This window comes from Alishewanella jeotgali KCTC 22429 (genome assembly GCF_000245735.1).
GTDB lineage: Bacteria > Pseudomonadota > Gammaproteobacteria > Enterobacterales > Alteromonadaceae > Alishewanella > Alishewanella jeotgali.
In genome coordinates this window covers 86,220-104,265 of sequence record NZ_AHTH01000002.1, presented here as the reverse complement: position 1 = coordinate 104,265, position 18,046 = coordinate 86,220, and the positions used below count along the sequence as shown (strand labels likewise).

Sequence of the window (18,046 nt, the reverse complement as noted above, 5' to 3'; positions counted from 1 at the left end):
CACGATAAAATGCAGAATTAGACCAAAGTGGTACAGAGTTGCTTAAAAAGAAAACAGGGAGTCAAGGCTCCCTGTTTTATCTGGATAGGATAACGTTAATATTGTGCTTAAGCGATTAGACTACGCAGCATCCAGGCATTTTTCTCGTGCACTGTCATGCGCTGAGTTAACAGATCCAGGGTTACCTCATCTGAGGCACCATCGGCGACCGGCACTATAGAGCGAGCCGTTTTGGCAATGGCTTCCTGACCTTTTACCAGATCTTTAATCATCTCTTCTGCGGCTGGAATACCATCCGCTTCTTTCAGATTGGTCAGCTTGGCGTACTCTTTATAAGAGCCTGGTGCAAATTCGCCCAGCGCACGGATACGCTCGGCGATTTCATCAACGGCCAACGCCAGCTCATTGTACTGGGTTTCGAATAGGGTGTGCAGCGTCTGAAACATCGGGCCGGTCACGTTCCAGTGGTAATTATGGGTTTTCAGGTACAACGTATAGGTATCCGCCAACAATACAGACAAACCGTGGGCAATGGCTTTACGTTGCTCTTCATCAATACCGATATTAATCTTCATTCGACACTCCCGTTATTTGTTCAGGTATAAAAAGCAATAGCTAAAAAATAGCATAGCTACCTGAATTTCTGAATTAAGTTTTATTTACGTTTATTGATCTGGGGCCTGAAAATAAAAAAAACAACCCCTAAGTCTGGCTTAGGGGTTGTCTGGTAACGGGAAGTCAGCTAATTGATATTAGGCTTGTAAGGCCAGTTGCCTTGCCAGGTATTCGTCATAGCTACCGACGAAATCACGCACTTCCTGATCAGTGATTTCAATAATCCGGCTGGCCAGCGAAGACACAAATTCGCGGTCATGGCTGACAAATAGTAAAGTGCCCTTGTAATTTTCCAGTGCCAGGTTCAGGGATTCAATCGATTCCATATCCAGGTGGTTGGTCGGTTCATCCATAATCAGAATATTTGGCCGCTGTAACATCAGCTTACCGAATAACATCCGGCCCTGCTCACCACCCGATAACACCTTCACGGATTTTTTAATCTCATCCTGAGAGAATAATAAGCGGCCTAAAATGCCACGGATTGCCTGCTCATCATCAGATGGCTGTTTCCACTGGCTCATCCAGTCAAATAAGGTCATATCTTCAGCAAAATCATGCGCATGATCCTGCGCATAGTAGCCAATATTCACGTTTTCTGACCATTTTACGGTGCCGCTTTCTGGTGTTAGATCGCCAACCAGGCATTTTAACAGCGTCGATTTACCAATACCGTTGGTACCGAGGATCGCCACTTTTTCACCCACCTCCACCGTCAGTTTCAGGTTTTTAAACAGCTTGTGTTCAGTAAAGCCTTTGGTTAGCCCTTCGACTTCTAATGCCAGACGATACAGGCCTTTTTGCTGCTCAAAGCGGATAAAGGGGTTAACCCGGCTGGACGCTTTTACTTCCTCTAGCTTAATCTTATCAATCTGTTTAGCGCGGCTGGTGGCCTGACGGGCCTTAGAGGCATTGGCTGAGAAACGGCTAACGAAAGTCTGCAACTCAGCGATCTGCGCTTTTTTCTTGGCATTATCGGCCAATAAACGCTCCCGCGCCTGTGTCGCCGCTGTCATATACTCATCGTAGTTACCCGGGTAAACCCGCAACTCACCAAAGTCCAGATCAGCCATATGAGTACAAACACTGTTTAGAAAGTGCCGGTCGTGCGAAATAATCACCATGGTCGAGTTACGCTCGGCCAATACGTTTTCCAGCCAGCGAATGGTATTGATGTCCAGGTTGTTGGTCGGTTCGTCCAGCAACATAATATCCGGATCAGCAAACAGCACCTGGGCCAATAGTACCCGCAGCTTAAAACCCGGTGCGACAGCTGACATCGGGCCATAATGCAGTTCAATCGGAATACCGACACCCAGTAACAGTTCGCCGGCACGTGATTCGGCGGAATAGCCGTCCATTTCACCAAAGGCAACTTCCAAGTCTGCGACGCGCATACCGTCTTCTTCTGACATCTCCGGATCCGCATAGATCCGATCCCGCTCGGCTTTCACCGCCCACAATTCAGCGTGGCCCATAATCACGGTATCAATCACTGAGTACTGCTCAAAAGCGAACTGATCCTGATGTAATTTGGCAACACGATAATTCGGCTCAACAAAGACATTACCGGCAGTAGGCTCCAGCTCACCGCTCAGAATTTTCATAAAGGTTGACTTACCGCAGCCATTGGCGCCAATTAAGCCATAACGGTTACCGTCACCAAACTTAATGGAGATATTTTCAAACAGCGGCTTAGCGCCAAACTGCATGGTTACATTATTGGTAGAAATCACTGCGGGAACCTATTGTTGCTGCCGGAAAAAAGGGGCGTATCATACGCTGTTATGCGGAAAAACTCAAAGTTAGTGCGCCAGCAAAACACAACGGGCCAGATAAGGCCCGTTGCTGGTTAAACTGTATTACATTAGAGCGCTTCAGCGACGGCCTTGGCGGTCAGCTCAGTGATCCTTGCCCAGTCTTTAGCGGCTACCGCGCTGTCAGGTACGATCCAGGAGCCGCCGACGCAACTGACATTGGGCAGAGCCAGATACTCACGGAAGTTCTGTTCATTAATGCCACCCGTTGGGCAAAACCGGATGTCAGCGAAAGGACCGTGAATCGATTTTAACGTTTTCACGCCACCGGCGGCTTCCGCCGGAAAGAATTTAAAATGGGTATAACCCAAACCTGTGCCTTCCATCAGCTCAGAGATACTGGCGATACCAGGGATCAGCGGAATACTGGCCTCTTTGCCGGCTTGCAGTAGCTCACGGGTTAAGCCCGGACTAATTGCAAACTTGGCGCCAGCAGCGACAATCTGGGCCAGTTGTTCCGGATTGGTCACGGTACCAGCGCCAACGACCGCCTCCGGCACCTGCTCTGCTAAAAGCTTAATGGCTTCCAGCGCTACCGGCGTGCGCAATGTCACTTCTAATACTTTAATGCCACCCGCTAGTAAGGCTTTGGCCATTGGTACGGCGTCGGCTAAATCTTTAATCACGATAACCGGTACTACCGGGCCCATTGCAAACAACACTGACGGTTGTAACTGCCAATTCATAAATGCCATAACTTAACCTGCCAATGTTTGTTTTAAATAGACGGCTGCGCCCAGTAAGCCTGGCTGCTCAGCGGTGACGATAAAGGTCGGGATCTGCTGATTAAAGGCGGCAAAGCGACCTTTCGCTTCAAAGCGGGCGCGAAACTCGCTGCTACCGAGCAATGGCAGTAACTTAGGTACTATGCCACCTGCGACATAGACGCCGCCAAAGGTACTTAAGGTCAGCGCCAGATCACCGGCAACGCTGCCGAGGCTGGCATAAAACTGCGCGACGGCTTCTTTTGCCAATGGCGACTGACCAGATAGCGCCTGTTGACCGATTTCGCCGGCACTAAGCATGGGTACACTTTGCTGTCGATACGCCGCTAACGCCTGATAAATGGCTTCCAAACCCGGGCCAGAGAGCAAACGCTCTGGCGACACATGCCCATACTGTGCCGCAAGTTGGCGCTGAATAAACCATTCCTGCTCAGTTTGCGCTGCCCAGTCGATATGACCGCCCTCACCTGGCAAAGGTAAAAACTTACCGTCGACCGGGAGTAAATGCGCAACGCCTAAACCGGTACCGGCACCTAGCACCGCCATGGGCTTGCCGACCTGCGCCTGACCACCGCCAATCTGAATTTTCTGATCCTCTGCCAGCGCCGGTAAACACATCGCCACCGCCGTAAAGTCATTCATCACCAGTAAGGTGTTTAGCTGCAGCTCGGCTTGCATCGCTTTGATCGAGAATTGCCAATGGAAATTGGTCATTTTCACGTTATCGCCGTTCACCGGACAGGCAATAGCGATGGCGACATCTTTAATCGCCGTTAAGCCCAGTTGCTGCTGATAATGTTGTAACGCCGCAGCCAGGGTTGGGAAGTCGGCGCACGGATAAACCGCCACCTGATCCAGCGCCAGCGTGTCCAGTGCCGCCCGGCTAAAGCGGGCATTAGTGCCGCCAATATCAGCGACGATCGCAAATTGGCGTTCAGCCATGCAGATGCTCCTCCGTGACAAACAAGCTGCAAGCGCCCTGCTCGGCGCCAGTTAACTGCAGACGCATAGCTCCAAACATTTCGCGCCCCATACCGTACAGGTTATGGCTCAGATCCGCTGTTGCCGGGGTGCGGGCTGCAAATTCAGCGGCATCAACCAGCACTTCCAGTTTGCCGGTTTCACCATCGACCAGCAGCAGATCGCCAGTTTGAATACGGGCAATATTGCCACCATCCAACGCTTCGGGTGTGACATGGATCGCCGCCGGTACCTTACCTGAGGCACCCGACATCCGGCCATCCGTAACCAGAGCCACTTTAAACCCTTTATCCTGTAACACACCAAGTGGTGGCGTTAACTTATGTAGCTCGGGCATACCGCAGGCTTTGGGGCCCTGGAACCGTACCACCACCACACAATCCTTATTCAGTTCACCGGCTTTAAAAGCGGCTTCCAATTCATGCTGGCTATGAAAGACCACAGCTGGCGCCTTAACCACTTCCGTGCCCGGCCGCAGTGCCGAGGTTTTCAGTACCGCGCGGCCGATATTACCGGATAACACCTGTAAACCACCGGTAGCTTTAAAGGGCTTGTCTACCGTAGTTAAGACGTCAGGATCCTGTGACTGCAGCGGTGCATCCACCCAGCGCAACTCACCGTTTTCCAGCAACGGCTGTTGGGTGTAACGACGTAAGCCAAAACCGGCTACGGTCTGCACATCTTCATGTAACAGGCCTGCGTCTAATAACGTCCGGATCAGGAAAGGCACACCACCGGCATGTTGAAAGTGGTTAATATCAGCCTGACCGTTCGGGTAAATTTTTGCCAGTAACGGTGTGGCGTGTGATAACTCAGCAAAATCGTCCCAATTCACAATAAAACCAGCCGCACGGGCCACGGCAATTAAATGCATGGTATGGTTAGTAGAACCACCGGTTGCCAATAAGCCCACTATGCCATTGACCACAACCTTGGCATCGACCAACTTGCCAATTGGCAGGTAATCAGTACCCAGATCGGTCAGGCGGGTCACCTGGCGGGCGGCTGCGCGGGTAAGCTCATCACGCAGCGGCGTGTATGGGTTGATAAAAGACGAACCAGGTAAATGTAGGCCCATCACCTCAACCACTAACTGGTTAGAGTTGGCCGTACCATAGAAAGTACAGGTACCGGCAGCATGATAGGATTTTGCTTCTGCTTCCAGCAGCTCTTCTTTACCGACCTTACCTTCGGCAAACAGCTGGCGAACCCGGGCTTTTTCTTTGTTCGGAATACCAGACGGCATTGGGCCGGCGGGTACAAACACAAAGGGCAAATGACCAAAACTCAGCGCAGCTAGCAATAAGCCCGGCACTATTTTGTCACAGATCCCAAGCATCAGGCCGCCATCAAACATATTGTGAGATAAGCCAATAGCTGCCGCCATCGCGATATTGTCGCGGCTGATTAAGCTCAGCTCCATTCCCGGCTGGCCCTGGGTCACACCATCACACATGGCGGCGACACCACCGGCAAACTGTGCCACGCTACCGACTTCGGCAACTGCTTGTTTAATGATTTCCGGGTAGAATTGGTAAGGCTGATGCGCTGACAGCATATCGTTATAGGACGAGATAATAGCGATATTGGCTTTGGTCAGACTACGCAGGTCGCTTTTTTCGGAGGCATTACAGGCGGCAAAGCCATGCGCCAGGTTACCACAACTCAGGGCGCCACGGTGTGGGCCTTTACGGCGGGCTTCTTCCAGCCGCTCCAGATAAATAGCCCGGCTTTTGCTGCTGCGGGCGATAATGCGGTCAGTGACGCGCTGAATAACTGGGTTCATTATTTACCTCTAACTTGGCGAGTACAGCACTGCCATTGGCACCGCTGTTTGATGTAAAAAGGCACGGATTGGCATCGCGAACTCATCCGTTGCTCCCTGCGCTTGCTCCAGCACCGTCAGCTTGCTACTGCCAACCAAATGTAAAAACAACTGTCGGCTTTGTAGTAAGCGCGCTTTACTCAGGGTGATGCGCTGATAAGGTGCGGTGGTTGGGCTGGTGGCCAGCACCGCCGGGGCATCATCCGCCATGCCGGCTTTAAGTTCGGCACAACAGGGAAACAAGGATGCAGTATGACCATCTTCACCCATCCCCAGGATCACCGCATCAAAGGTTGGTAAACCGGCCAGGCGTGCACTAATTTCGCTTACCGCCGCGTATGCATCTGCCGCCGGGGCGTATAAACTGATAAAACGCGCGCTTGCAGCATAGTTTTGCATTAAGGTACTGCGCACCAGCCGTTCATTACTATGCTCGGCATCCGGTGGCAGGTAGCGGTCATCGGCCAGTAAAATGGTAACCTTATCCCAGGCCAGTGGTGTACTGGCCAGTTTGGCAAACAACGCCTGCGGTGTACGGCCGCCCGATACCACCAGGTAGGCAGCACCACGTTCAGTAATGGCCTGTTCCAGAATCGTCACCAGTTGGCTGGCAAAGGCGGCATTTAAGGCATCAGTATTAGCAAACTGCTGTAATTGCATATTATTCATCCCAGTTGCGTTCATCACGCGCCATCATCGAAATGGCCGCGACCGGACCCCAGCTGCCAGCCTGATAACTTTTTGGCGGTTCATTACTGGCTTTCCAGGCTTGCATTATGCCATCGACCCACTTCCAGGCTTGTTCAACCTCATCACGGCGGACGAACAAATACTGATTGCCCAGCATCGCTTCTAGCAATAAACGCTCATAGGCATCGGCAATACGCTGAGATTCGAAAGTTTCATCAAAACTCAGGTCCAGCTTACTTTGCTGCAGGCGCATATGCTCGCCCAAACCCGGGATCTTATTCATCATCTGAATTTCGACCCCCTCATCCGGCTGCAAGCGAATAATCAGTTTATTAGCCGGTAAATCACGGTAAGTCTCGCGGAAAATATTGTGTGGTTGGGGCTTAAAGCAAATCACCACTTCACTGTGCTTTTTCGGCATCCGTTTACCGGTACGCAGGTAAAACGGCACCCCGGCCCAGCGCCAGTTATCGATATCGACTTTTATCGCAACAAAGGTTTCGGTTTTACTGTTGGGCCGGGCACCCTCTTCTTCCAGATAGCCCGGTACCGCTTGTCCGGCAACAAAGCCTGCACTGTACTGACCACGCACCGTTTTTTCCTGCACATTAGTCTGATCGATTTTGCGCAGTGCCTTTAACACTTTTAGCTTCTCATCACGGATACTGTCAGCGTCCAACCGTGCCGGCGGCTCCATAGCAATTAACGACAGCACCTGAAGTAAGTGGTTTTGCACCATATCGCGCATCTGGCCGGCATCATCATAATAGCTCCAGCGGCCTTCTACCCCGACCTCTTCGGCAACAGTGATCTGCACATGATCAATGGCATTATGATCCCAGTTCGACGCAAAAATGGCATTCGCAAAGCGCAGCGCCAACAGGTTCAGGACAGTCTCTTTACCCAAGTAATGGTCAATGCGGTAGATTTGCGATTCTTTAAAGTATTCAGCAACCTGATCGTTAATCACTTTTGATGATGCCAGATCATGGCCAATCGGTTTTTCCAGCACCACCCGTGATGGTTCAGCGGCTAAACCAGCAGCCGCCAGGCCCCGGCACAGATCACCGAATAATGAAGGTGGCGTCGCGAAATAGCTGACCGTAATGCGTTTGCTGGGGTCGGTAACGGCAGTTAACTTTTGATAATCGTTAATATTGGTCATGTCCAGCTGCACATAATGCAGCTTGGCCGCTAAAGCTTGCCATACTGCCTCATCCAGCGTCTCCTTCTTCAGAAAACGCACCAGGTTGGTTTTAACCAGCTCAATGTAGCCGTCACGGTCCAGGTCATCCCGCGCTACACCGATAATATGTGACTGCTCGCACAGCAAGCCGGCTTTTTCTAATTGGTATAAGGCAGGCAGTAACTTACGGCGGGCCAGATCGCCCTTGGTACCGAATAACACTAAATCACAAGCCTGGTTTGGAGTGGTTGTCATAACTCGCCTTTAAAGAAGATGTAATTTTACAACACTTAGCCCAGTCTAGCGGACTAAAATGCCGTTGTAAACGCCAAATAATGTAATTAAATTACAAAACAGCTAGCCTGATGCTATATTGGATTATTATAGTGTACCCTTGATCGTATTTCGGATAAATTGTGGTAAATTTAATACCGTTTTGTCAGCCTGATTGAAAGCAAACAGCATAGCCAACAGGGCGTTGTAGTCAAAACACTGATAAAAACGCACTATAGCATAGCCCTCGAACCCCGGGGACGGACAAGCGCAGGTAATCGCTAATGAATGTACTGGAAAAAATCGTAAGCAGTGTCAACAACTTTAGCAAATCAGAACGCAAAGTTGCCGATGTTATTCTGGCTAATCCCCAGACGACCATCCACAGCAGCATTGCTGCCCTGGCCAAGATGGCCGACGTAAGCGAACCCACTGTTAACCGTTTCTGTCGCCGCCTAGACACCAAGGGATTCCCGGATTTTAAACTGCACCTGGCGCAAAGCCTGGCGAACGGCACCCCCTATGTTAACCGTCATGTTGAAGAAGAAGATGGTCCTGAGGCTTACACCGCCAAGATCTTTGAATCGACCATGGCGGCGCTGGATACAGCAAGGCAACGCGTTGATATCAGCGCCATCAATAAAGCGGTTGATGTACTGACGCAGGCGAAAAAAATCTCCTTTTTTGGTTTAGGCGCCTCGGCCTCAGTGGCACATGATGCGCAAAATAAGTTCTTCCGTTTTAATGTCCCGGTAGTGTGTTTTGACGATATCGTAATGCAGCGTATGTCAGCAATTAACAGCACCGAAGGTGATGTCGTAGTGTGTATCAGCCATACCGGCCGTACCAAGAACCTGTGTGAAATTGCCGCCATTGCTAAGGAAAATGACGCCACCGTGATCGGCATTACTGCTTATGACAGCCCGCTGGCGCGAGAGTGTTCACTGGTGTTATCGCTGGATGTGCCGGAAGACACCGATCTCTATATGCCGATGGCGTCTCGGGTAGCGCAACTGGTACTGATTGATATTCTGGCCACCGGTTTTACCCTAAGACGTGGCAGTAAATTCCGCGAAAACCTGAAAAAGGTAAAAGACAGCCTGCGCGGTTCACGCTTTGATAAAAAGGATATGTCACTCTGATTTCCGGGGCTTAGGCCCCACTCACATTTAGCTTTGTAATTTTTATTCAGTTCTCAGCTGTATTCTGTAATAAAATTACATTAGACTACAGGCACGCTTGATCAAGCGCCTAATCAGCAGGAGTTTCCGATGCCAAGAAGAACAAAGATTGTTGCCACCCTGGGGCCAGCAACCAATAGCCAAGCGACTATAGAGAAATTAATCCAAGCCGGTGCCACAGTGTTCCGGCTTAATTTTTCTCACGGCTCAGCCGAAGACCACAAAGCCCGGGCACAGATGGTGCGCGCAGCAGCGGAAAAAGTCGGCGCTCACGTTGCCATTCTAGGTGATCTGCAAGGTCCGAAAATCCGCGTTTCAACCTTTAAAAACAATGCGGTGATGTTGGAAGAAGGTCAGGACTTTGTACTCGATGCCAGTCTGCCCAAAGGCGAAGGTGACGAAACCCAGGTGGGTATCGACTACAAAGAGCTGCCGCAGGATGTTAAAGCCGGCGATCTGTTATTACTTGACGATGGCCGTATTCAATTGCAGGTTACGGCAGTTCAGGGCGAGCGCGTCACGACGACAGTCGTCGTTGGTGGCAAGCTAAGTAATAACAAAGGTATTAACCGCCAGGGTGGCGGTTTAACTGCGCCAGCGCTAACCGATAAAGATAAGCGCGATATTATTACTGCTGCCGAAATTGATGTCGATTACCTAGCGGTATCGTTCCCTCGCTGTGGCGACGACCTGCGTTATGCCCGTGAGTTGGCGGTTGCGGCAGGCTCTGAGGCACGCATTATGGCCAAAGTCGAACGGGCCGAAGCCGTTGCGGATGACGCCACCCTGGATGATATTATCAAGGCCTCTGATGCCGTGATGGTAGCCCGGGGCGATCTGGGTGTTGAAATTGGTGATGCTGAACTGGTTGGCCAGCAAAAGCGCATTATCGCCCGCTCACGGCAGTTAAACCGCATCGTGATCACAGCAACCCAGATGATGGAAAGCATGATTGAAAGTCCGATGCCAACCCGTGCTGAAGTGATGGACGTTGCGAACGCAGTACTGGACGGCACCGACGGCGTGATGTTATCGGCCGAAACTGCTGCCGGTAAGTACCCGATCGAAACCGTCAAAGCTATGGTGCGCGTTTGTAACGGTGCGGAAAAACATCCGTCAGTGCAAAGCTCAAAACACCGGATGAACCTGACGTTCTCTGAGGTTAGCGAAACCATCGCCTTATCCGCGATGTATGCAGCAAACCATCTGGAAGGCATTAAGGCTATTATTACCCTGACTGAGTCAGGCTATACCGCTAAATTGATGTCGCGGATTACCTCACCACAACCGATTTATGCCCTATCCCGCCATACCCGCACTCTGAATAAAATGGCGATGTACCGCGGCGTTTATCCGGCATTCTTTGACAGTACTGAAGTCTCTGCGGCAGAGATGGCGGATAAAGCAATTGACGTGATCCGTGATAAAGCCGGGCTGAAAAGTGGTGATCTGGTGATTATGACTCACGGTGATGTAATGGAGACGGTAGGCGCATCCAATACCTGTAGAATTGTTACCGTAAAATAACGATCTCATTCTGAAAAAAATGGCCCTGATTAGGGCCATTTTTCGTTTACCCGCAGTGCACGTTACAACACATCGCGCTGAAGCTTTCGGACCTTACGCGCCGCCCGGTATTGCACAAACTGCGGTGCCAGTGCAGTAAGTGCCGAGCCTGCCACTACCAGACAGGCTCCTACTAACGACCAGCCATTCAGTTCTTGCGCCCGCACCAGCTCCGGCCAGATCCAAGCCAATAACTTAGCACTGCCAATGGTAATTAATGGCGTGATCGCCAGCACGGCACTTACTTTTGAGGCTTCCCAGTGATGCAGCGCTTCGGCAAAGGCACCATAAGCCACCACGGTATTTAAACAGCAGAATAACAATAAACCCCACTGCAAGGTGCTAAAGGTCGCTAGTGGCTGAAGATCAGACACCGGTATAAAAGCCAGCGCACCGGCAAAATAAATCAGATACATAATCTGCTTTGAGCTGTAATTTACCAGTAACTGTTTCTGAGCCAGCGCATAGGCCGCCCAGGTAACGGCGGCTGCGATCACCAATAATACGCCGAGCGTTTCAGAGCTGGCCTGAGCAATCAACGTCAGCAGACGCTCGTTAAAAAACATCAGTAAACCAGTAACCAAGGTCCAGGCACCAATTTTCTGCCACAGCAATAAGCGTTCTTTAAAAATCCAGATCCCACCTAACATCATTAAGAACGGCGCCAGCTGGATCACGGTTTGCGCCGTTTCCGCGCTTAATCTATCCAAACCGGTTAAATACAAAATATAGTTAAGCAGCAAACCGACAATCGAAATCGCCAGCAACACGGCCAATTTGGGGCGTTTTAACAGAACGAGCGTCGGCAGCTTACCCCTAAAGCCCAGCCAGACGCCAACGATGACGGCGGCAGCGAGAAAGCGAATCGCAGTGATGGTATTAGCAGTCACCACCTCAAGTAGAATTTTTAAGGCAATGGGTAACACACCCCACAGCACAGCAGTGGTAAGCGCAAGCAAAAAGCCTAACAGCGTTTTTCCGGTAATTTGATGCATCAGCGGGATCCTAAAAGCGACTGCACGGACGGCAGTGTTGCTATTGTCGCGCAAACGAACGTAACTGTCCTGTGCTTTTCGTATTCTTGCGACAAATCAAGGTAATCTGCCGACTAACGCTTATACTGATCTCAAATCACCATTAAGGAGCATGCAAATGAATAGGATCAAACGTTTGGCGGTGCTGACTTCAGGTGGCGATGCGCCAGGCATGAACGCCGCCATCCGCGCGATTCAACTGACGGCTGCCGCCTGCAATGTTGAAGTGATTGGCTTTAAACATGGCTATAACGGTTTGTTCGAGCAGGAATATAAGACGCTGCTTGGCCATCATGTACAAAATATTATTCAGCGCGGCGGCACCATTTTAAAAAGTGCCCGCTGCCCTGCACTGCAAACGCCGGATGGCCCGGCACAGGCGGCCGCGACCTTGCATCAATTGGATATTGATGCGCTGATCGTGATTGGTGGTGACGGCAGCTTTCGCGGTGCGCTGGAAATTGCCAAACACTATCAGGGGCAAATTATTGGCGTACCCGGCACCATCGATAACGATGTTGATGGTACCGACAACACCATTGGTTATGCCACCGCTATTGATACGGCGCTGGATGCCATTGATAAAATTCGTGACACCGCCGATGCCTTTGAACGGATTTTTTTGGTTGAGCTAATGGGACGCCATAGTGGCTATATTACGCTGTCAGCCGGGATTGCAGCCGGCGCTGAACAGATTATCTGCCCGGAGTTTGGCAGCCTGAGTCCGGATGATCTGCGTTCAGTGATTACGCCTATTCAACACGCACAACTGCTACTGGGTAAAAGTAGTTATATTATTGTGGTTGCCGAAAATAGCTATCCAGGCGGCACCACTGCCCTGGCTGAAGCCCTCAGTCACGCCATTGGCATTGAATGTCGCGCCTGTATCTTAGGTCATATTCAGCGTGGTGGCAGCCCGGTAGGTGCCGATCGGATCCTAGGCACAAAACTGGGTGCCTTTGCCGTTGAGCAACTGTTACAAGGGGCGCATTTGCAAATGGCCGGCGAAATTAATGGTGAAGCCGTGCTGTACCCGCTTTCGAAAACCGGCGAACGCCAGAAAGCCATCGATCCTTTCCTGGTCCGCTGGCAGCAACAAGTTGGCAGTTACTGATAATAAAAAGGTGCACTCTGCTGCACCTTTTTATTGCGATTTAAAACGAAAGTAGCAGGCTTTAATGACTAAACACCTGCTTTACGCGATCCTTATAACTACGGCTGACCTTGACTGCCTGGCCATTGGTTAGCACCAGTTGATGCTCCCCATTAGTCAGCATCTGCAGCTTGGCGATGGTATTGACGTTGACAATCGCAGAGCGATGTACCCGCACAAATAACCGCGGATCCAACTCACTTTCCAGCTCTTTCATAGTACGCCGCAAAATATGGGTTTGACCATCCCGGGTGTGGATACACATATAGTCACCGGCGGCATCAACCCAATCAATATCCTGTACCTGTACCCGCGTAATTTCACCGCTGTCTTTAATGCTAATAGCTTCCGGGTACCGGTCATTCACCACCGGCTCGGCCTTATCTAAACGTTCCAGTATATGGTCAGGTTGGTCGCCGGTCAGGCGTGCTACCGCAGCCGCCAGCTGATCGGTACGCTTTTGACTATCAGCAGCATTATGGAAGGTTAATACTTTTTCTACCGCAGCTTTCAGCCGCTCCGGCTCTACCGGTTTTAAGACATAATCAACAGCCTGTACCTCAAAAGCATTAAACGCATAGTGGTCATAGGCCGTAACAAACACAATATAAGGCAGCCGCGTATTTTGCTGCTGCAAGGCTTTTAAAACCGCAAAACCATCCATGCCGGGCATTTCGACATCTAAAAACACCAAATCCGGTGCCGCCGTGCTGATAGCAGCGATGGCATCCGGGCCATTAGCACATTCGGCAACCACCTGCAGCTCAGGAAAAGCCGCCAGGCGTACTAACATGCCTTTGCGGGCCAGAGGTTCATCGTCTACTACTATGACTTTAAGCATTGTCCGTTTCCGTTTGTTCTAGTTGTAATGGAATTCTGATATTCACTTTTACGCCACGTGGCTGATTTTGGGTTAGTACCAGCGCAAAATCATTGTCATACAGCGCGGCCAGTCGCTCACGGGTGTTCACCAGCCCGACACCGCTGCCATTATCCGATGTTTTATCGGCCACAACAATGTCTGGTAATCCTGGGCCATTGTCGGCGACTTCTAACAGCAGGTCGTGCCCGAATTTGCGGGCGGTGATTACGATTTCGCCGCCATTAACCTCGCGCGCTACCGCATATTTGATCGCGTTTTCAATCAGCGGCTGCAGGATCAAACTGGGCACCAGCGCCTTCTCAGTACCAGGCTCAATATCAATACCGATCGACAGGCGCTCAGAAAAACGCACCTTCTCTATTTCCAGATACAGCCTGGCAGCATAGATTTCCTGCTCCAGCGGTACCTTGTTAATGGGATCTTTGTATAAAGAATAGCGTAAAAAATCACTTAACCGACTGACCATTTTGTTGGCAGTGTCGTTATCGTTGATCAGCACCAGGGTAGAAATGGCATTTAGGGTATTAAACAAAAAGTGCGGGTTGAGCTGATAACGCAGCATTTTTAGCTGCGCTTCGTGCGCTTTGTTCATCGCCGTCAGCGATTTTTGTTTTTCTGCCTGCAGAGTCTGGTAATACTTGATGCCAAAATACAGACCACTCCAGCTTAACATTACATAAAACGCCGCCGGCGTATCTTTGATATATAACAGCCAGTCACTGGGCCGGTAACCGTGGCGGTAAATTTCCCAATAGTTAAAATTGCGGATCACTGTCCAGAACATGGCAATCAGCAAGGCGACCACCAACACGGTCAGGATCATCTTCCATGGATGCCAGGCCCAGATTGAACGATACAGATAGCGCAGTGGTATCGTCAACAGCCAGCCAACATAGGCATCTAAACTGATGACTATCAGATAAGCATCGCGGGTATCCAGCACCAGTGAGCTCAGGTAGTTTACAATCGCGAAACCCAACCAGCCCAGGGTGTGTAGGATCCAAAACTGGCGGTTGCGGTCTTCAAACAGCTTATTCAAATTCGATGCCGGAAATTACAGAATAATACGATCATTATACGGTGACTTAGCCACAATGCCGCTACCACCTGCCGTGTTTCGACAGACATTAATCGCAAGCAGGCGGTTGCTTACGATTAACATCTGCTAAGCAGTCTAATAGCGAATGCGTAAGCGTTTTAAAATAAAGCCCAGTAACCAGGCCGGGCCAATCAATAAAAACGCCAGATCCTGAAAAAACGATGGCTTTTTGCCCTCAATCTTATGGCCGATAAACTGCAGGATCCACATCAGCACAAACACCAACAGCGATAATTGCCAGATCTCCAGCACACTCTGCTGCTCCAGCGCTCGCAATAAGGTCACCGCTGCTGCAGTAAAGATGGTCATGCCAAGACCAATACTAAAAGACAACAAAAAGTAAAACAGCAGTGCGGGCAGAATCAGCAGTAATGCCCAGTTGATGCCCTGCTCAGCAAAACCGGCAAAGGGCATCGGAATTTGCCACAGCAGCCCCAACACCGTAATGTAAATAATGGGTACCGCAAACCAGTGGATCAGTTTATTGACGGGATTTTGATGGCTGACAGCGTATTCGCTAAACCATTGCTCGGCTGTTTTCATGACGACCTCTTTTAACGGGGCTTATTTTGAACGAACATAACAAGGTCGGGCCAGTAACACAAGTAGCCCGACACTGCCAGCGGCAAACTAGCCCAGTACGGGTGTCGGCTTACGCTCGTCATCCAGCGCCACAAAGGTAAAGCTACCGGAAATGGCTTTATGCTGATTATCGTCGTACATATGCTCAACAAAGATATCGACCTGAACCTTGATACTGGTGCGGCCTACATGTGCCACCCGCGCTACCAACTCCAGAATAGTCCCGGCCGGAATCGATTCTTTAAAATCGACCCGATCTGAACATACCGTCACTAATGGCTTGCGACAAAAGCGCGTGGCGGCGATAAAGGCGGCCTCATCCATCCAGGCTAAGGCTTCGCCACCAAACAAGGTGTTATGATGATTGGTGCGGCCCGGGAACACGGTTTTCGTAACACGCGTAACCGCGTATTCGATTCTTTTTTGGATAAGCGCTTCATTTGCCATAACAAAACCTACTGGTAATATAAAACTGCTATTATACGTGAAGCCATCATGGCGCGGGGTAATGCCGCTACGGTTTTTGCTGCTTTAAACAGCAGTCGCAGCAGTTAAAGTCAGTGCCTGAACTATGCGCTTAAAACATGCATCTAAAACAGGTAGCCCAAAAGCACATCAGGTTGCAACAATTTCAACAGGGGAAATATGGACAGCGTTCACTATCGAATCGAACTTAGCGATATCAGCGCACATCAACTGAGTATCCAGCTGACCTTTATGCCAAGCAGCACCTCGCATGAACTGAGTTTGCCGGCCTGGATCCCCGGCAGCTATATGATCCGCAATTTTGCCCGCCATATTATGCAGATCAGTGCCCGTGATGCCGACGGCGCCTTGGATTTAACACAACTGGATAAGCAGCGCTGGCAGCTTAGCTGTCGTAATCAGGCAGTTACCGTCAGCTATCTGATCTACGCCAATGATATGTCTGTGCGCGCCGCTTACCTCGACGATGAAGTTGCCATTCTGAATCCTGCTTGTTTATGTTTGGCCGTTAGCGATCAGACTAGCTTGCCACAGCAGCTGGAGCTGATCCGCCCCGGGTTTCGCGTAACCGAAAACTGGCGCGTCGCGACCGCGTTACCACGCAGCAGTGGTACTGCCATGCAGGATTTTGGTCTGTATCAGGCAGCGAACTACTCGCAGCTGATTGATAGCCCACTGCTGCTGGGGCACTTTACGTTGCAACAATTTGCCGTTGACGGTGTACCGCATTATCTGGTGGTCAGCGGTCAGAATCATTACGACAGCGCACGTTTACTGGCAGACACCGAACAACTCTGTCTGGCGCAGCGCGCGGTATTTGGCGGTTTACCGGACGATCTCAGCCATTACTGGTTTTTACTCTGGATCACCGAAAACGGCTACGGCGGCCTGGAACATCAGGACAGCACCTTACTGCTGTGCAGTCGCCATGACCTGCCAGCGCCGCAACTTAAAGCGCCGGATGAAGCCTATCAAACCCTGCTGGGATTAATCAGCCATGAGTACTTTCATACCTGGTGGGTAAAACGGCTCAAGCCGGCACCTTTTCATGCTTATCAGTTAGCGCAGGAACAATACACACCGCAGTTGTGGCTGTATGAAGGCTTTACCTCGTATTTTGATGATCTTGCGCTGGTTAAAAGTGGCCGGATCAGCCAAAGCGCTTATCTGACCGCGCTGGAGCAGCTGGTTACGCGGGTTACGCGAAACCCGTCCGATAGCCGGCAAAGCTTAGCCGACAGCAGTTTTAACGCCTGGACCAAGTATTATCTGCAGGATGAAAATGCACCTAACAGTATCGTCAGTTATTATGCCAAGGGGGCCCTGGTGGCGCTGGCCGTTGAGGCCGAGCTACAAGCAGCCGGCACAAACCTCAGTGCCTTTTGCCGAGATTTCTATCAGCAATATCTGGCAACCGGCACCGCCGATCAGAGTTTCTGTCAGGCATTAGCCGCACAGGGTTTCACTGCCCTGGCCAATCAGGTTACAGATTGGGTTAACCGCGCCCAGCCATTACCGCTGGCTGAGAGCTTTGCCAAGCTCGGCCTGACGCTAAGCTGGCGTAGCCCACAGCATTTTGACGATACCCATGGCAATAATGAACAAGCGGCACCGGCCAGCCTGGGCTGTAGCCTGAAAGCACAAAATGGCGGCTTAACGGTACAACAGCTCTATCTGGACTCTGCAGCCCATCAGGCCGGTTTGATGGCCGGCGACCAGTTGCTGGCACTGGCTGGCTATAAGGTGACGGAAAAAAGCCTGCCGCAACTGTTAAAGCGGCTGCCTTATGGCTCAGTGCAGCCGTTAACGATTTTCCGCAAAGATCGCCTGCTCACCTTATCCTTAACGTTACAGGCGGCGAAGGCGCAGGTAGCAATGCTCAGCGTTGCAGATCAGAGCACGGTTGCATCCTGGTTAGCACAAGCTACCTAGCCGAAATCTGGTGAGCGA

At 50.8% G+C, this 18,046-nt stretch carries 16 protein-coding genes; 4 read left to right on the top strand and 12 right to left on the bottom strand.

What is annotated here, in order from left to right; genetic code table 11:
- Nucleotides 1-107: 107 nt before the first annotated feature.
- From AJE_RS00645 to zwf, 7 genes are all read right to left on the bottom strand, one after another.
- A complete protein-coding gene (locus tag AJE_RS00645) occupies nt 108-575 on the bottom strand; it encodes a Dps family protein (protein WP_008608545.1) in 468 nt (155 codons plus the stop codon).
- A 177-nt stretch (nt 576-752) separates the two neighbouring features.
- Entirely contained in the window at nt 753-2,351 is a 1,599-nt protein-coding gene (locus AJE_RS00640; protein WP_008949208.1) for an ABC-F family ATPase, read from the bottom strand.
- Nucleotides 2,352-2,482: 131 nt separating this feature from the next.
- Nucleotides 2,483-3,127: a bifunctional 4-hydroxy-2-oxoglutarate aldolase/2-dehydro-3-deoxy-phosphogluconate aldolase gene (locus tag AJE_RS00635; protein ID WP_008949207.1), complete on the bottom strand. Its 645-nt coding sequence runs from the start codon at nt 3,125-3,127 to the stop codon at nt 2,483-2,485.
- A 3-nt stretch (nt 3,128-3,130) separates the two neighbouring features.
- Nucleotides 3,131-4,099 (bottom strand): glucokinase, encoded by a 969-nt coding sequence (locus AJE_RS00630; protein WP_008949206.1) that lies wholly within the window; start codon nt 4,097-4,099, stop codon nt 3,131-3,133.
- Nucleotides 4,092-5,924: a phosphogluconate dehydratase gene (gene edd, locus AJE_RS00625; RefSeq protein WP_008949205.1), complete on the bottom strand. Its 1,833-nt coding sequence runs from the start codon at nt 5,922-5,924 to the stop codon at nt 4,092-4,094. The genes AJE_RS00630 and edd overlap by 8 nt, the downstream gene beginning before the upstream one ends.
- 9 nt (nt 5,925-5,933) lie before the next feature.
- Nucleotides 5,934-6,632, bottom strand: a complete 699-nt coding sequence (gene pgl, locus AJE_RS00620) for a 6-phosphogluconolactonase (RefSeq protein WP_008949204.1) — start codon at nt 6,630-6,632, stop codon at nt 5,934-5,936.
- Nucleotides 6,625-8,094 (bottom strand): glucose-6-phosphate dehydrogenase, encoded by a 1,470-nt coding sequence (gene zwf / locus AJE_RS00615; RefSeq protein WP_008949203.1) that lies wholly within the window; start codon nt 8,092-8,094, stop codon nt 6,625-6,627. The genes pgl and zwf overlap by 8 nt, the downstream gene beginning before the upstream one ends.
- A 302-nt stretch (nt 8,095-8,396) precedes the next feature.
- Here zwf and AJE_RS00610 point away from each other — a divergent pair, with 302 nt between their 5' ends.
- Both AJE_RS00610 and pyk read left to right on the top strand, forming a co-directional pair.
- Nucleotides 8,397-9,254, top strand: a complete 858-nt coding sequence (locus AJE_RS00610) for a MurR/RpiR family transcriptional regulator (RefSeq protein WP_008949202.1) — start codon at nt 8,397-8,399, stop codon at nt 9,252-9,254.
- Nucleotides 9,255-9,383: 129 nt separating this feature from the next.
- Nucleotides 9,384-10,820 carry a pyruvate kinase gene (gene pyk / locus AJE_RS00605; protein ID WP_008949201.1) on the top strand — a complete coding sequence of 479 codons (1,437 nt, stop codon included), beginning with the start codon at nt 9,384-9,386 and terminating at the stop codon, nt 10,818-10,820.
- Nucleotides 10,821-10,882: 62 nt separating this feature from the next.
- Here pyk and AJE_RS00600 read toward each other — a convergent pair whose 3' ends face one another.
- Nucleotides 10,883-11,854, bottom strand: a complete 972-nt coding sequence (locus tag AJE_RS00600) for a DMT family transporter (protein WP_008608555.1) — start codon at nt 11,852-11,854, stop codon at nt 10,883-10,885.
- Between the two features lie 157 nt (nt 11,855-12,011).
- Between AJE_RS00600 and AJE_RS00595 the strand changes: the two genes are divergently transcribed.
- Complete coding sequence (locus AJE_RS00595) at nt 12,012-13,007, top strand: ATP-dependent 6-phosphofructokinase (protein WP_008949200.1); 996 nt, start codon at nt 12,012-12,014, stop codon at nt 13,005-13,007.
- Nucleotides 13,008-13,068: 61 nt separating this feature from the next.
- Here the strand turns inward: AJE_RS00595 and AJE_RS00590 are convergent, their stop codons facing one another.
- The 4 genes from AJE_RS00590 to AJE_RS00575 all read right to left on the bottom strand — a co-directional run bounded on the left by AJE_RS00590 (nt 13,069) and on the right by AJE_RS00575 (nt 16,057).
- Nucleotides 13,069-13,887, bottom strand: coding sequence for a LytR/AlgR family response regulator transcription factor (locus AJE_RS00590; protein WP_008608557.1), 819 nt, complete (start codon nt 13,885-13,887; stop codon nt 13,069-13,071).
- A complete protein-coding gene (locus tag AJE_RS00585; protein WP_008949199.1) occupies nt 13,880-14,968 on the bottom strand; it encodes a sensor histidine kinase in 1,089 nt (362 codons plus the stop codon). The genes AJE_RS00590 and AJE_RS00585 overlap by 8 nt, the downstream gene beginning before the upstream one ends.
- 135 nt (nt 14,969-15,103) lie before the next feature.
- The gene (locus AJE_RS00580; RefSeq protein WP_008608561.1) at nt 15,104-15,571 is read right to left on the bottom strand and encodes an Mpo1 family 2-hydroxy fatty acid dioxygenase; all 468 of its coding nucleotides are present in this window, start codon (nt 15,569-15,571) and stop codon (nt 15,104-15,106) included.
- Nucleotides 15,572-15,658: 87 nt separating this feature from the next.
- Nucleotides 15,659-16,057: an acyl-CoA thioesterase gene (locus tag AJE_RS00575; protein WP_008949198.1), complete on the bottom strand. Its 399-nt coding sequence runs from the start codon at nt 16,055-16,057 to the stop codon at nt 15,659-15,661.
- Between the two features lie 198 nt (nt 16,058-16,255).
- Between AJE_RS00575 and AJE_RS00570 the strand changes: the two genes are divergently transcribed.
- Nucleotides 16,256-18,028 (top strand): M61 family metallopeptidase, encoded by a 1,773-nt coding sequence (locus tag AJE_RS00570; protein WP_008949197.1) that lies wholly within the window; start codon nt 16,256-16,258, stop codon nt 18,026-18,028.
- The last annotated feature ends 18 nt before the right edge of the window (nt 18,029-18,046 follow it).